Origin of the sequence: Ensifer sp. ENS07, from assembly GCF_014852185.1 — a bacterium.
In the GTDB taxonomy this organism is placed as follows: Bacteria; Pseudomonadota; Alphaproteobacteria; order Rhizobiales; family Rhizobiaceae; genus Ensifer; species Ensifer adhaerens.
In genome coordinates this window covers 714,105-729,181 of the sequence record NZ_JACVBE010000001.1, presented here as the reverse complement: position 1 = coordinate 729,181, position 15,077 = coordinate 714,105, and the positions used below count along the sequence as shown (strand labels likewise).

13 protein-coding genes are annotated in these 15,077 nt (G+C 63.1%); 6 read left to right on the top strand and 7 right to left on the bottom strand.

Annotation, left to right across the window (positions count from 1 at the left end; genetic code table 11):
* Positions 1-22: 22 nt before the first annotated feature.
* Complete coding sequence (locus IB277_RS03530; protein ID WP_090294578.1) at positions 23-1,144, bottom strand: AI-2E family transporter; 1,122 nt, start codon at positions 1,142-1,144, stop codon at positions 23-25.
* 259 nt (positions 1,145-1,403) lie between these two features.
* Here IB277_RS03530 and purM point away from each other — a divergent pair, with 259 nt between their 5' ends.
* Positions 1,404-2,474: a phosphoribosylformylglycinamidine cyclo-ligase gene (purM, locus tag IB277_RS03525; RefSeq protein ID WP_060522148.1), complete on the top strand. Its 1,071-nt coding sequence runs from the start codon at positions 1,404-1,406 to the stop codon at positions 2,472-2,474.
* A complete protein-coding gene (gene purN, locus IB277_RS03520; protein ID WP_034803831.1) occupies positions 2,471-3,139 on the top strand; it encodes a phosphoribosylglycinamide formyltransferase in 669 nt (222 codons plus the stop codon). The genes purM and purN overlap by 4 nt, the downstream gene beginning before the upstream one ends.
* A 301-nt stretch (positions 3,140-3,440) precedes the next feature.
* On the opposite strand, the gene IB277_RS03515 is transcribed toward purN, so the two are convergent.
* From IB277_RS03515 to IB277_RS03495, 5 genes are all read right to left on the bottom strand, one after another.
* Complete coding sequence (locus IB277_RS03515) at positions 3,441-4,763, bottom strand: virulence factor family protein (protein ID WP_244546714.1); 1,323 nt, start codon at positions 4,761-4,763, stop codon at positions 3,441-3,443.
* Positions 4,764-4,822: 59 nt separating this feature from the next.
* Complete coding sequence (gene mprF, locus IB277_RS03510) at positions 4,823-7,432, bottom strand: bifunctional lysylphosphatidylglycerol flippase/synthetase MprF (protein WP_090294581.1); 2,610 nt, start codon at positions 7,430-7,432, stop codon at positions 4,823-4,825.
* Positions 7,433-7,535: 103 nt separating this feature from the next.
* Positions 7,536-8,132: an NUDIX domain-containing protein gene (locus IB277_RS03505; protein WP_060522145.1), complete on the bottom strand. Its 597-nt coding sequence runs from the start codon at positions 8,130-8,132 to the stop codon at positions 7,536-7,538.
* Positions 8,133-8,175: 43 nt separating this feature from the next.
* On the bottom strand, positions 8,176-9,069 hold the full coding sequence (locus tag IB277_RS03500) for a cation diffusion facilitator family transporter (protein ID WP_090294583.1): 894 nt from the start codon (positions 9,067-9,069) through the stop codon (positions 8,176-8,178).
* Positions 9,070-9,101: 32 nt separating this feature from the next.
* A complete protein-coding gene (locus IB277_RS03495) occupies positions 9,102-11,237 on the bottom strand; it encodes a molybdopterin-dependent oxidoreductase (protein WP_090294584.1) in 2,136 nt (711 codons plus the stop codon).
* Between the two features lie 69 nt (positions 11,238-11,306).
* Here IB277_RS03495 and IB277_RS03490 point away from each other — a divergent pair, with 69 nt between their 5' ends.
* The 4 genes from IB277_RS03490 to IB277_RS03475 all read left to right on the top strand — a co-directional run bounded on the left by IB277_RS03490 (position 11,307) and on the right by IB277_RS03475 (position 14,039).
* Positions 11,307-12,176, top strand: a complete 870-nt coding sequence (locus IB277_RS03490; RefSeq protein ID WP_090294586.1) for a 23S rRNA (adenine(2030)-N(6))-methyltransferase RlmJ — start codon at positions 11,307-11,309, stop codon at positions 12,174-12,176.
* 51 nt (positions 12,177-12,227) lie between these two features.
* Positions 12,228-12,668, top strand: a complete 441-nt coding sequence (locus tag IB277_RS03485) for a hypothetical protein (RefSeq protein WP_034803848.1) — start codon at positions 12,228-12,230, stop codon at positions 12,666-12,668.
* A gap of 2 nt (positions 12,669-12,670) precedes the next feature.
* Positions 12,671-13,387, top strand: a complete 717-nt coding sequence (locus IB277_RS03480; RefSeq protein WP_090294587.1) for a ribonuclease T(2) — start codon at positions 12,671-12,673, stop codon at positions 13,385-13,387.
* Between the two features lie 61 nt (positions 13,388-13,448).
* Positions 13,449-14,039 (top strand): glutathione S-transferase, encoded by a 591-nt coding sequence (locus IB277_RS03475; protein ID WP_034803852.1) that lies wholly within the window; start codon positions 13,449-13,451, stop codon positions 14,037-14,039.
* A gap of 60 nt (positions 14,040-14,099) precedes the next feature.
* Here the strand turns inward: IB277_RS03475 and IB277_RS03470 are convergent, their stop codons facing one another.
* Positions 14,100-14,738, bottom strand: coding sequence for an outer membrane protein (locus IB277_RS03470; RefSeq protein WP_060522140.1), 639 nt, complete (start codon positions 14,736-14,738; stop codon positions 14,100-14,102).
* Positions 14,739-15,077: the final 339 nt, after the last annotated feature.

The following is a 15,077-nucleotide window of genomic DNA, read 5'->3' as shown; positions in this document are numbered from 1 at the left end:
TACTCGGGACAATCGTCGGAAATCAGGCGGCCTTGTCGCTCTTCGCCTTCTTTTCCACGGCCTTGCCGTGCCCGTGATAGAGGTCGCTATCAAGGTAGCGCTGGATGCCGAAGCGGACAAGCACGCCGATGGCGGCTGCTGCGGGCACCGCGACCAGAAGACCGACGAAACCGAACAGTGCACCGAAGGCAAGCAGCGCAAACATCAGCCAGACCGGATGCAGGCCGACGCTTTTGCCCACCAGCTTCGGCTGGAGGATATTGCCCTCCATGAACTGGCCGCTGAAAAAGACGGCAAGCACGAGGCCGAGCCACAGATAGTCCGGCCAGAACTGGACCAGTGCGACGCCAACGGCAAGCACCAGGCCGACCATGGATCCGACATAGGGAATGAAACTGATCATGCCGGCGAAGAGACCGATCAGCAGGCCGAAATTGAGACCGACCAGCGACAGGCCGATCCCGTAATAAAGACCAAGGATGAGGCAGAGCGAGCCCTGCCCGCGCACAAAGCCGGCGATCGTCGCGTTCATGTCGCGGGCGATCTGGCGCACATCCGAGACGTAGTCGCGCGGAACCCAGCTATCGACCTTCTCGACCATCCGGTCCCAGTCGAGCAGGATATAGAAGGCGACGACAGGGGTGACGACCAGCAGCGAGATGACGTCGAGCAACGCCACGCCGGAGTTCCAGATCTGCTGGAAGAGCGTGCCGACGAAGGCCGCGCCCTGTTCGAGCAGCTTGCCGGAGCTTTGCTTCAGCGATGGCATCTGGCTCGCGAGCCAATCGGGAATCAGCCGCGTCTGCGCTTCGTTGACGAGCACCTGCAGTTTGGCGGCATAGCCGGGGATGTTCGCAATGAAATCGGCCGCCTGGCTGACGACGACAGGAATGATGACCATGAGGGCCAGCACGAAGACGACGACGAAGCCGATCAGGATCACGACCGTCGCCATCAACCGGCTCAAGCCGAACCGCTCCAGGCGGTCTGCGACCGGGTCGAGGAAATAGGCAAGCGCCATGCCGGCCAGGAATGGCAGCAGGATCGAGCTGAAAACCATGAGGAAAGCAATGAAGGCGGCAAGCACCAGTAGCCAGAAAATGACCTGGCGCTGCAATCCGGAACCGCTGACCTTGATATCCATGACACTCCTCGTGAGGCGCCGCTCGCCACTGTTGCGTATCACAACCCTGTCAAGGAGATAGGGGGCGGTGCGCGTAACGGTCAAGTCCGACCGGTGCAGTCATCCAGTTTATAGCCAAGCTGACTGGCTTGCGCCGTGGGATATGGGCAAAATGGTGAAAAAACGCCGCCAAGGCCTGCTCTCGGCTTGCACTCCCTTGCCTGCCGTGCCAATCGCATCCGCAAAATACCTGTCGCACGACGAGCCTTGGAGAACGAGCATGAGCCAGTCGGGAAAGAACGGTCTCACCTATAGCGACGCGGGCGTTGATATCGACGCCGGGAACCTGATGGTCGAGAAGATCAAGCCGCATGTGCGCTCGACCCGGCGGCCCGGCGCCGACGGCGAAATCGGCGGCTTCGGCGGTCTTTTCGATCTCAAGGCCGCGGGCTTCACCGACCCGGTTCTGGTGGCCGCCAATGACGGCGTCGGCACCAAGCTGAAGATCGCCATCGACGCCAACAAGCACGACACCGTCGGCATCGACCTCGTCGCCATGTGCGTCAACGACCTCGTCGTCCAGGGCGCCGAACCGCTCTTCTTCCTCGACTATTTCGCGACCGGCAAGCTTGACCCGGACCAGGGTGCCGCGATCGTCGCCGGCATCGCTGCGGGCTGCCGCGAATCTGGTTGCGCGCTGATCGGCGGCGAGACGGCCGAAATGCCCGGCATGTATTCGGGCGGCGACTACGATCTCGCGGGCTTTGCCGTCGGCGCTGCCGAACGCGGTCAGCTGCTGCCGGCCGGTGACATCTCCGAAGGCGACGTCATCCTCGGCCTCGCCTCTTCCGGCGTGCATTCCAACGGCTATTCGCTGGTGCGCAAGATCGTCACGCTCTCGGGCCTTGCCTGGGATGCTCCTGCTCCGTTCGGCGAAGGTACGCTTGCCGATCTCCTGATGACGCCGACGCGCATCTATGTGAAGCCGCTCCTGAAGGCGATCCGCGAGACCGGTTCGATCAAGGCGCTCGCTCACATCACCGGCGGCGGTTTCCCTGAGAACATTCCGCGCGTGCTGCCAAAGCACCTCGCTGCCGAGATCGACCTCGACGCGATCAAGGCGCCGAAGGTGTTCTCCTGGCTCGCCCAGACCGGCGGCGTTGCCGCCAATGAAATGCTGCGCACCTTCAACTGCGGCGTCGGCATGATCGCCGTCGTCCCGGCCGACAAGGCTGCGGAGGTCACGTCTGTGCTGACCGGCGAAGGCGAAACCGTCTTTACGCTGGGCCGCATGGTCGCCCGCGACGAAGGTGCAGCCGGCACGATCTACAAGGGCAACCTGGCCCTATGACGACGGAAGTCTCGACGGGCAAGAAGCGGGTCGTCGTCTTCATCTCTGGTGGCGGCTCCAACATGCTGGCGCTCGCAAAGGCAACGGCCGAGCCGGATTTCCCGGCCGAGATCGTCGCCGTCATCGCCGACAAGGCGGATGCCGGCGGCCTCGCCAAAGCCGAGGCGCTTGGCATCCCCACGCGCGCTTTCCTGCGCAAGGACTACGACAGCAAGGACGCCCACGAAGCGGCAATCCTTGCCGAGCTCGACCGGCTGTCGCCGGACATCATCTGCCTCGCCGGCTATATGCGTCTGCTGTCGGCGACGTTCATCCAGCGCCACGAGGGACGCATCCTCAACATCCATCCGTCCTTGCTGCCGCTTTTCCCCGGCCTGCACACCCATCAGCGGGCTATCGACGCCGGCATGAAGGTCGCCGGCTGCACCGTGCACTTCGTCACCGAAGGCATGGACGAAGGCCCGATCCTGGCGCAGGCGGTGGTTCCAGTCGTGCCCGGAGACACGTCCGACAGCCTTGCTGCCCGAGTGCTGACCGTCGAGCACCGCACCTATCCGATGGCGCTTCGGCTGATGGCCGAGGGCAAGATACGCATGGAAGGCGGTCGCGCTGTGAGCAAGAGCCTAGGCGAGGCGACGGGTACGCTGATTTCGCCGGCTGCGTAATCACGCCGGGTTGCTTTGTCCCGACCGCAGCGCATCTCACGCGGTTAACGCCCCTCTGTCATGCCGGGTATCTCCCGCGCAAGGGGGAGATCAGCAGATGGCGACCACTCGGCGGTCATTACCGGTTCGCCGGTGGCAACTCTATCTGGCGCAGAAGGATACCCCCATCGTCAACATCGAGCCGGCGGGCAATCTCGTTCAGTTGTAGCGGGTGGCCGCGTCTAGCCGATCTCCCCTTTGTGGGGGGAGATCCCCGGCGGGGCAGAGGGGGGTAAGCCCCACGCCCCCACACACCGACCGTTCACTTCGCCGAAGCCAGCCGGCGATCGAGGGCATCAAGCACGCGCCGTGTCAGCGCCGGATAATCCTCGTCGAAGTGGTGGCCGCCGTCGATGCCGATGACGTCGACGCCGGTGCCCTTCAGTTGCGGGCAGGCATCGTCCTCTTCGTCGGTGCCGTAGATGCATTGCACCAGCGCCGGGTCGATGCGCTTGATATCGTCGAGCGGATCACCACCCTTGCCGTCGCCCGAAGCCCCTAGCCAACCCAGCACAGAGACCTTGTAATCGACCATGTGCGAGAGGGCCATCAAGGTCACCTGACGAACATGGGCCTTTTCGCCGGCCGGCAGCAGGTTGAAGGTTCGCGGCAGCACGTCGGCACCGAAGGAATAGCCGATGAGGAGCACGTTTCGCACGTTCCAGTGCTTGCGGTAGTAGCTCATCACCTTGGCAAGGTCGTCCGCCGTCACCTGCGGATCGCGCTCGGACCAGAAGTAGTGCAGGGAATCGAAGCCGACGACCGGTACGCCCTGCTGCTGCAGCACGTCGCCGACTTCCTTGTCGATGTCGCGCCAGCCACCGTCGCCCGAATAGATCACCGCCATCGTGTCACGGGTCGGCTTTGCGTCAAGGATGGTCAGGGGCAAGCCGAACGGATTGCCGGCGTCGCGCTCGCTGTCGATGATATCGGTGAGGTGATCGGACAGCGTCGTATAGGCGTCGTCGTCACTGTCCTCCTGCTCGACGTCCGGATGCTTGGCGATCAATGCCGCCACATGGGCGCGCCCGTCGGCCGATGCCGCAGGTGAAAAGACGACGGAAACCGGATCCGGCAATGCGCCGTCGGTCAGGCCGTAGACCATGCGGTCGCCCTTCTTCACCTTTTCGGCCGGGGTGCAGAGTTGCTTTTCAAGCGCGATCCCCTCCTCCGGATCAATCGCAAGTGTTTGGCCGATGGTGGCAGGCGGTGTCTGGGCAGCGATGGCGAGTGCCAGCGCACCACCGGCACCGACGCCTGCGACGACGGGCAATTGGTAAGCGTCGGTGCCGACGGCACGCTGCACCTGCTGGCTCAGCGATTCGATGTCGGAGACCATGTAGATGCAGTCGCCATCATCCTTGGCGAGTGAAGCGAGATAGGCCTTGAGGTCGATGCCGACAACGACTGTCTTGTCATCGGTGAGCGTATCGGCGATCGCCTGCTCCCTGTCCGTCCAGCCGGCGGCGTCCGACAGCAGCACAACAAGTGCGGCCGCCTTTTCCTTCGGCAGCATGATGCGCGGCGACGGGATCATCCCGGTATCGTAGCTCTTCGGCGCGTCTTCTGCGAGAGCGGGGAACATCGATGCGGAGAGCAGCAGCGCCGCCGAAGTCAGGCATTTCCAGGCGTTCGCGACAGGGATCATTTCTTCACCACTCCCTTGAGACCGCCGCCGATCAGGAATGTCGCATCCATCAGGGCGAGGATCGGATTGATGCCGCCACTGGCGACAAGATAGCGCGGTTGCCACTGCGGATGAAACTTCGACTTGAAGGCGCGCAAGCCCTTGAAGTTGTAGAAACGTTCGCCGTGTTCGAAGAAGGTGCGCCCGGCCCGGTCCCAGACCGGCGCGATCTGGCGCGTGGACATGCCCGACAGGGGCGCCATGCCAAGGTTGAAGGTACGGTATCCCTCGGCCTTCAGATACTCCATCACCTGAGCGAAGAGAAAATCCATCGCGCCCTTCGGCGCATCCGGCGAAAAGCGCATGAGGTCAACGGTCCCCTCCTCCTTGGTCGCCGTCACCAGAATATTGGCAAATGCGACCGTACGCCCACCACAGGTGAGGATCGCCACCGGCTGCTCGCGAAGATACTCGGGATCGAAGGCACCGAGCGAGAAGCCTTTCTCCTTGGCATTGTGATGCGCGAGCCAGGCATCGGAGACCGCGGTCAGGTCAGGCATGACGTCCGGAACGTTTTCGGGCGCTACGACACGGAACTCTAGCCCGTCCCGCTGAGCGCGGCTCACCTGCTGGCGCAGGTTCGCCCATTTGCCCCCCTTCAGCTCGAAGCGGGCGAGGTCGACGCGCGCGAGTTCGCCGAGCCGGAAGGCGCGCAGCCCGGCATCGGCATAGTATGCAAGCCCCAGGGGCGAGACCTGGTAGAAAACCGCCCGGCAGCCGGCCGCGCGCGCCTTTTCGATGAAGTGCCAGATCAGCTCCGGCCAGGCATCGATCGGGCCGACGGGATCGAAAAGCGCGATCCAGGAACGAGCACGCTGGCCATACATGATGAAGGCTCGGCCGTCGGCGGAAAACAACAGGCTCTTGTCGCCCATGCGCACCAGATTGGCATCGGACATATCCTGCGCCTCGACGATCGAAAGCGCCCGCTCCATCGCGTCGTCGGAGGCAGGCTCGGCGGATCCGGTTGCCGGGCGCATCAGGCTCCAGATCGCAAGCATGCTCGCGCCGATCGTCACGCCGAGAAGCGCGCGCAGACCGCGGGGGGCTTCGGCGGAGAATTCGAACTGCCACCAGAGCTCATGGCTGTATTCGACATCGCGATAGACGAAGAGCAGCACGACCAGCGCGCCCAGGCAGATGACCCCGAGCGCCGTCAGCCATGGCACCGTCAGCGCCTGCCCGAACAGCGAGGCCGGCCGCACGAACAGGCGGCGGCTGACGATGAGCCCCACCAGGAAGAAGGCCAGCATGCCCGCTTCCACCACGGCGATCGCCTTGATCAACGACAGCAGCAGCGCGGCGATCGCGATCACGATCGAGGCCCACCAGGCGCCGTCAAGCCTCAGCGCCAGTCCGCGCGAGACGACCACGAGGGCAAGGCCGAGCAGGCTGGCGAGGAAGTGGGCGCCCTCAACGATCGGCAAGGGCAGCAGTCCTTCGAGGAATGCCAGGTTCTCGTCGGGCGTCGGGGTCACGCTGGAAAGAACCAGCATGATCGCCAGCACGATGCCGAGCGTTGCCAAAAGCAGCGGCGTCATGCGGCCGCCGATGCGCCGCACGCTGGAGGCAACCGGATGACCGGACAGCTGGCGGAGTTCGATGCCGATGACGACGGCGATCGCGATCACGAGCGGCAGCACGTGATAGATCACGCGGTAGAGCACCAGCGCACCAAGAATGGTGTCGACATCGGCATTGTGGCCGAGCGTCGCGATGATGATCGTCTCGAAGACGCCAAGACCGGCCGGCACATGGCTCAAGACGCCAACGCCGACGGCCAGCGAATAGACCGCAAGGAAGGCCGGCCAGCCGATCGTGCCGGCGGGTAGAAGAACATAGAGAACGGTCGCCGAGGCGGCGAGATCGAGCGCCGTCACCAGGAACTGGCGCGAAACGGTGCGCGAATCCGGGAGCCGAAGCGTCAGACGCCCGATGCTGACCTCGCGCCCGTCACGGGCAAGAAAGAACACTGTGAACAGACCGCCGAGGATCACGGCCGCGATTACGCGCAATATCAGAGGATCCATCCCGGTCATCGGTGCCACATACTCGCCGACGGCAAGCAGGCTGAGGCAAGTCACCGCCAGCAGCCCGAGCCCGAAGGCGAGCGTCACGAAGGCGATGATGCGGGCGATGTTCTCAGGCTCGATGCCAAGGCGCGAATAGGAGCGGTAGCGGATGGCGCCGCCACTGAGCGCCCCGAACCCCGCGGTATTGCCGACCGCATAGGCCGAGGCCGCCGTCAGCGCCACATCGGCATAGGGCAGCTTTCGCTTGACGTAATCAAGCGCGCTGACGTCATAGAAGGTGAGCGCGAGGAAACTCAATGCGGTGAAGAATACCGCCGCCGCGACGGAGATCCAACTGGTATCCGCCAATGCCTGGACGACCTCGTCGTACTGGACTTCGGACGTCAGGTGAAAGATCGCAAAGCCGAAAAGGGCGATTACGAAGAGCGTACCCGCAGCCGATAGATAACGGCGATTGCGACGCAGGAAGGAGAACCAGCCTCCCTCCGCCTGTTGCTCGTCGTCGGTTGCACGTTCCGGTAGGGAGGATGTCATGAAGCGCCCATGTCGATAATGAGGACATCAGCGCTTTAGCTTACCCGATACGGATCAAAAAGTGAAATATCGGTAATAAATTATACTCTTATAAAACAATCCCTTAGGCAAACAGCTGCTGTCGGTTGAGCTGCGCCCACTGCAGGAGCATGATTGTCTTGGCATCGCAGATCTCTCCGGTCGCGATCATTGCAACGGCTTCGTCGAATGGGATTTCCAGCACTTCTATGTCCTCGCCCTCATGCGCAAGCCCGCCGCCGTCGCCGCGTTTCTCGGTGGCATCGATGTGGCCGGCAAAGAAGCTCGTGCGCTCGGTCAGCGCCCCCGGGCTCATATAGACATCGAAGAGGTGGATAACGTCCTGGACGTGGTAGCCGGTCTCCTCCAGCGCCTCGCGGCAGATCGCCTCTTCCGGAGTGTCGCCGTCGAGGAGCCCGGCGGCCGCCTCGATCAGATAAGCCGGGTCGCCCTGGAGCAGAACGGGAACGCGAAGCTGCCGCACCAGGATGACGCTCTGGCGCCTGGCATCGACGAGCAGGATGGTCGCCGCATTGCCATGGTCGTGGATCTCCCGCTTCAGCGTCACGGTCGCGCCATCGGACATCTGCTGTTCGAACGTCACCTCTTCCAGGTGCGCAAAGCCCTTCCACAGCGTGCGGCGGCCGACGATCCTGACGCGTGGGTCATGCTGGGTGCTCATGCAACTTCCTTCTCCGGCGAGTGCAATCCCGCCCTTTCAGCCATCAGTGGATATGTTCCGCTGCCGCGCGATCTTCCCGCTCCATCTGCAGCGTCGTGTGGTGCAGGTCGAACGTCGCGCGCAACTGCTCCTCGATTGCGCGGCGCACGGTCTCGGCATCGGCACCGTCGGCAAGTACCGCATGGGCGGTCAGCGACGGCTGGCTCTGGGTGATCGCCCAGAGGTGCAGGTCATGCACGGAGGCAACACCGGGAACGGCGGCAATCGTCGCGTGGACATCGGCGAGGCGCATGCCCGGCGGCACGCCTTCGAGCAGGATGTTGACGCACTCCTTCAGCAGCACCCAGGTGCGCGGAAAGACCATGAAGCCGATGCCGACAGCGAGCAGCGAATCCACCCACTGCCAGCCGGTCAACCAGATGACCACCGCGCCGACGATGACGGCGAGCGAGCCCAGCATGTCCGACCAGACTTCGAGATAGGCGCCCTTGACGTTGAGGCTTTCGTCCTTGTGGCTGGTGAGCAGCCGCATCGAGGCGAGATTGACGAGAAGGCCGACGACGGCAATCACCAGCATGCCGCCGGACTGGATCTCCTGCGGCTCGGACAACCGCTTCCAGGCCTCATAGAGGATGTAGAAGGCGACACCGAGCAGGAGCAGCGCGTTGAAGGCGGCAGCCAGGATCTCGAAGCGGGCGTAGCCATAGGTGCGCAAGAGGTCTGACGGGCGACGGCCGACATGGATCGCGACGAGCGCGATCGCAAGGGCCGCCGTGTCGGTCAGCATGTGCATGGCGTCGGATATCAGCGCCAGGCTGCCGGTCAGGATGCCGCCGACGACTTCGGCCAGCATGAAGCCGCCGGTCAGGCCAAGCGAGGCCCAGAGCCTTGAAACCGGCGTGCTCGTGACATCTGCATGGTGGTGGTCGCCGCTCATGGGAGGTTCCGTCTGCCGTTCTACAACCTGACTTAGCGCGCCAACCTTACCCAGACCCTGTTGTCGTGAAAGGCGGCACCACCATAGGGCGCCACCGCATCGGCGCCGGTGAGCACGTTGATGCCCTCCCCGTCGAGATGCGCGCCATTCGGCCACAGGCCCTCGGCGATGACGACGCCGCGACGGGCGCCGCCACCGATCTTCGCATGCAGACGCACCTCGCCGCGGACGTTGCCGAGTTGGACGACATCGCCATCGGCAATGCCGAGTTCTGCGGCATCTTCCGCATGAACCATCACTTCCGGGCGCACTTCCTTCTGGATCGAAGACGGTGTCTCGGCAAAGGTCGAATTCAGGAAGGATCGAGCCGGAGAGGTCGCCAGCCGGAACGGGTGCCCGGCGTCGGCAACCTCGATGAGGTCGACATGGTCAGGAAACTCTGGCAGCGACTGGTGCGGCCCCTGAATGCCCATCGACTTCGGCGGCCGGTTCGGCGCCGGCGTCCCCGTCCAATCCGCCTTGAAGCGGAACTTGCCGTCCGGGTGGCCAAAGCCGTTGAGATAGTGCGCCTCCTCGAAGGCGGGCTGACAGTCGAGCCACTTCTGGCCCTTCATCTCTTCGTAGCCGATGCCGTAGTTGGCGAGCAGCCGATCAATGTGCTCACGCTCGGTCAGGCCGAAGCCGGCATGATCGGCAACGCCAAGGCGCTTGGCCAGTTCCTCGATGACGAACAGATTGGTGCGCACGGTCGAGGGTGGTTCTACCACCTTAGGGCCGATCAGGATGTGCTGATGGCCGCCGCCGCGATAGAGATCGTCATGCTCCAGGAACATGGTGGCCGGAAGCACGATATCGGCAACAGCAGCCGTATCGGTCATGAACTGCTCGTGCACGGCAACAAAGAGGTCGTCGCGCAGGAAGCCGCGCTTCACCAGCCGCTGCTCCGGCGCGACGTTCACGGGATTGGTGTTCTGGATCAGCATCGCCGTCACCGGCCCGCGGTGGCGCAGCGCCTCGGCGTCGCCGGTCAGCACCCGGCCGATCTGCGACTGGTCGAGCATGCGCACATCCGGATCGTGAAAGGCCGAGCCGATCAACTCGCGCTTGTCGAGCTTGAAGATATCGTTGTTGGAGTGGAAGGCACCGCCGCCTTCGTGTTTCCAGGAGCCGAGCACGGTCGCCACGGATGCCGCCGCGTGTATGGCGACGGCACCGTTGCGCTGGCGCGTGAAACCGTAGCCGAGCCGGAAATAGGTCCGCGGCGTCGTGCCGACCAACTTTGCAAAGGCCTCGATTTCCTCGACCGAAAGGCCGGTGATCGCCGACGCCCATTCCGGCCCACGCGACTTCAGATGCGCTTCAAGGCCGGCCGGATCGTCGGCGAATTTCGCCATGTAGGCCCGGTCGGCGTAGCCGTCGCGAAACGCGATGTGCATCACGGCGCAGGCAAGTGCTGCGTCGGTGCCCGGCTTAAGCACCAGGCCCATGTCCGCTTGCTTGACCGTCGGGTTGTCGTAAATGTCGATGACGACGATCTTCGCGCCGCGATCCTTACGGGCTTTCACCGCATGGGTCATCACGTTGACCTGGGTCGCAACCGCATTCGTGCCCCAGATCACCACGCAATCGGCCTTGGCCATTTCGCGCGGGTCGGGGCCGCGCAAGGCGCCGGTCGCCATGCTCAAGCCGGTCCAGGCCATGTTGGTGCAGATCGAGCCGAAAAAGCCGGAATAGCGCTTGGCGTGACGCAGCCGGTCGATCGAGTCGCGCTGCACCTGGCCCATGGTGCCCGCATAGAAGTATGGCCACACGGTCTCGGCGCCATATTTCTGCTCGGCGCGAATGAACTGATCGGCGATCTCGTCGAGCGCGGCCTCCCAGCTCACCTCCTGCCAGCCGCCCTCGCCCTTGGCTCCCTTGCGGCGCTTCGGCACCATCAGACGGTCGGGATGATAGATGCGCTCGGAATACCGCGCCACCTTGGCGCAGATCACGCCGGCGGTGTAGGTATTGGCGGCTGCACCGCGCACACGGCCGATCCGCCCTTCGGCGGTCAGGTCGACTTCCAGGGCACAGGCCGAGGGACAATCGTGCGGACAGACCGAGTGGCCGATGGTTTTTTCTGCTTTGATGGGGGTCGCAACGTTCATGGCTTTTCTATATGGCATCGGCATTTCGGCTCAAAGAGCCAATCGCCCACCCATCGCAACTATTGATCACAGCCATCGGCGGCGCTCATGAACTATCGGCACATCTATCACGCAGGCAATTTTGCCGACGTCCTGAAGCACGCAGTGCTGGCGCGGCTCGTCACCTATCTCCAGCAGAAGGAGAAAGCGTTCCGCGTTCTCGATACCCATGCGGGCATCGGGCTCTACGATCTCTCCAGCGAGGAAGCGCAGAAGACCGGTGAATGGCGCGACGGCGTCGGCCGGCTGCTCGAGGGCGAACTGCCACCGGAGATCGCGGTGATCCTCACCCCCTACCTGTCCTCCATCCGCGCGCTGAACCCCGGCTCCGAGCTGACGCTTTACCCCGGCTCGCCGAAGCTCGCGCGCATGCTCTTCCGACCCCAGGACCGGCTTTCGGCGATGGAGCTGCATCCGGACGACTACGAAACGCTGCACCGGCTGTTCGACGCCGATTTCCAGAGCCGCGTCACCGAGCTCGACGGCTGGCTGGCGCTGGGCGCGCACCTGCCGCCGAAGGAAAAGCGCGGATTGATTCTCGTCGACCCACCCTTCGAAAAGGAGGGCGAATACGAACGGCTGGTGGATGGCCTTGCGCGCGGCTACCGCCGCTTTACCGGCGGCGTCTATTGCCTGTGGTATCCCCTGAAGCAGGGGGCGCCGATCAAAGCGTTTCATGAGGCGCTGAAGGCGCTGGACATCCCGAAGATGCTCTGCGCCGAACTGTCCGTCAGAAGCGACCGGGAAACCACAGGGCTTTCCGGTTCCGGCCTCATCATCGTAAACCCGCCCTTCACGCTGAAGAGCGAGCTCGACCTGCTGCTGCCGTTCCTGAAAAGCCGGTTGGGGCAGGATCGTTTCGCGTCCAGTCGCTGCTTCTGGCTGCGCGGGGAAGAACAGACAACCCGAGGGGCTTGACGGACGGGCGCGACGCACCGCAATCTCATGCGACGACATAGGGAGACGCCCATGACTCGCACGCTCGCCGCCACGCTTCTCATTTCGCTTTCCCTCGCCGGCGCTACGGCGCCGGGCGCCATTGCCGCCGACTACATCGGCAGCAGCCAGGCGCAATCCTACAACGCCGGGGTCTGCAGCGAATCCTCGGTTCTCGGCTTCATCACATCCCGTTTCGAGTATCGGGATGCAAATTACCTGCACGCCAATCTCTCGATCGCCGAGATCCGCGACATGGGGCAGAATCGGCAGGAGTTCCGCGACGAGACGCATCTCGTCGAGCGTGAATATTGCTACGGAACCGCTGTGATGACCAACGGCGAACAGCGTGCGCTCTATTACCTCATCGAACGCCCGTGGGGCTTTGCCGGCGTCGGCAGAAGCATCGAGTTCTGCGTCGGCGGCCTCGATCCCTGGTATGTCTACGGCGCCTATTGCGCTTCGCTCCGTTAATCATGAGATCATTCCGGAAAACGCGCCGGCTTCTGCCGGCGCTTTTCGTTGCAGCAGCCCTCATTGGCTGCAGCGATCAGAACACTGAAAAGGCGCCGACGGCGACGGGAACGCAAGCCACGAAGGCGGCCGTTACGGTGCCGGTCGGCAGCGTCTTCGATTTCTATGTGCTCTCGCTTTCCTGGTCGCCGACCTGGTGCGGCGACAATGACCCCAAGGGAAAATCCAGCCAGTGCGAAGTCGGCGGCAATCGCGGCCTGATCGTGCATGGCCTGTGGCCGCAGAACGAACGGGGTTATCCGGACTTCTGCCCGACACGCCAGTCCGATCGCGTGCCGTCGTCGCTCGGCAAGCAATATCTCGACCTCATTCCATCGATGGGCCTGATCGGCCACCAATGGCGCAAGCACGGGACCTGCTCCGGCCTCAGTCAGGAGGAATACTTCGCCGTCACGCGCGCGGCGTGGGACCGGCTGACGCTGCCATCGGAGCTCGCACCTCCCCCGCAAGAAAAGGGCCTGCGCGTCGCCGCCATCGAAGATGCGCTCGTTGCCAAGAATCCCGGCATGACGAAGGACGCGGTCGCCGTGACCTGCGAGGGTAGTCGGCTCGAGGAAATCCGGATCTGCTTCGACAAGTCGCTCAATTTCCGCGCCTGCCCGGCGGTCGATCGCCAGGCCTGCCGAAAGGAAAGCGTGTCGCTGCCCCCGGCGCTTTGACCAGCCGCAGAAGGCGCCTGTCAGAAACCCATCTCGCAATCCCTGGAAGGAAAGACGCCCGATGAAGATCTTGTACTCGCCCGCCTCGCCCTATTCGAACAAGGTGCGCATGGCGGCGCATTATGCGGGCTATGCGGCCGAAAGTGTCTTGACCGACACCAATGCCAACCCGCCGGAGCTGATCGACAACAATCCGCTCGGCAAGATCCCGACGCTGATTCTCGACGACGGACGGGCGCTCTACGACAGCCGTACCATCATGCATTTCATCGACCGGGAGACCAAGGGCAAGCTCTATCCCAGGAACGCCGAAAAGCGCACCGACGTCGAGTTGCTGGAAGCGCTATGCGACGGCGTCTGTGACAGCCTGCTGTCGATCGTCTACGAGAAACGCTCCCATCCGCCGGAAAAGGTGCACCAGCCCTGGATCGACCGGCAATGGGAAAAGGTCGAGCGCAGCCTCGACCATCTGAATGCCAACCTGCCGAAGACCGGGGCCAAGCTCAATGCAGGCCATTTCGCACTCGCGGCGATGCTGCGCTACATCGAGTTGCGGTTTGCCGGCGAATGGCAGAAGGGGCGTGCCAAGCTGAAGAACTGGCCGGCGAAGTTCGAAAAACACTTCCCGGATTACCCCAAGTTCAAGGCCTAACGTGCAGACACAAAAAAGGCCGGGTCTCCCCGGCCTTTTCTTTGATCCGGCAGAAGCCGATCAGAACTTCACGCCCATACCGACTTTAACAGCATGCTCGTCGTAGCCGGACGAGACCTTGGTGCTGCCCATGCGGAAGTCCTTCGAACCGTAGTCCGTGTAACGGTACTCGACGCGTGCGGTGATGTTGTCGGTGACGAAGGTTTCAGCACCGACACCTGCGGTCCAGCCGACCATGGTGTTCTTGTCGGAAGCGCCGCCGACGGTGCCCTTGGTCTGGCCGACGGCAAGACCTGCGGTACCGTAGACGAGGACCGGGTTCAGATCGACACCGACGCGGCCGCGGAGCGAGCCGTTGACGCCCTGCTTCATGCGCAGGTTGCCCTTAGTCGAATCCTGGCCGGAGTAACCGATATCGGCTTCGCCGCCGTATACCATCTGGCCGTCCTGAACGTTGTAGCCACCATAGAGGCCGCCGCCGAAGCCGGCTGCGGTGTTGCTGCCGGTCGCATCGTGCTGGCCATGCTTCCAATCGGCGGTGCCACCGACATAGGCGCCGGACCAGTTCTTGACTGCCGGCTCGCTGTATTCGGCCTGCGGAGCTGCCGGAACTTCGTCGATCGCGTCTGCAGCCTGGGCGGCCTGGAAGGCGATGAGGGACACAGCCGAAGCCATGAGGGTGGTGGTGAGCGTACGCATAAACATTCTCCTTTTCGTCCCGATGCGCCGAGGGCTTGGGGTCCCACAGTGAAACATCAGGCAACTCTTAATTTAACCCGCCCGGTTGAGCTGAAATTGGCCAGCAAATGCGGATTCACAAGAGCCAAAATGTGAAATTTTGGTGGCACAAACGCGCCCGAAGTTTGATGTTGCTTTGGCGCCACAGGAGATTTGTTAACCATAAATCAAGATTAACGAAAGCTATACTATGAGTACGCAAAATAATACAATTTACGCCAATTCCATTAATTTTTGGGCAAGGAATCGTCAGGGAGTGTTTCAGCCCCGCGTTTCTTCCCTATATCTTCGTCCGCTGAC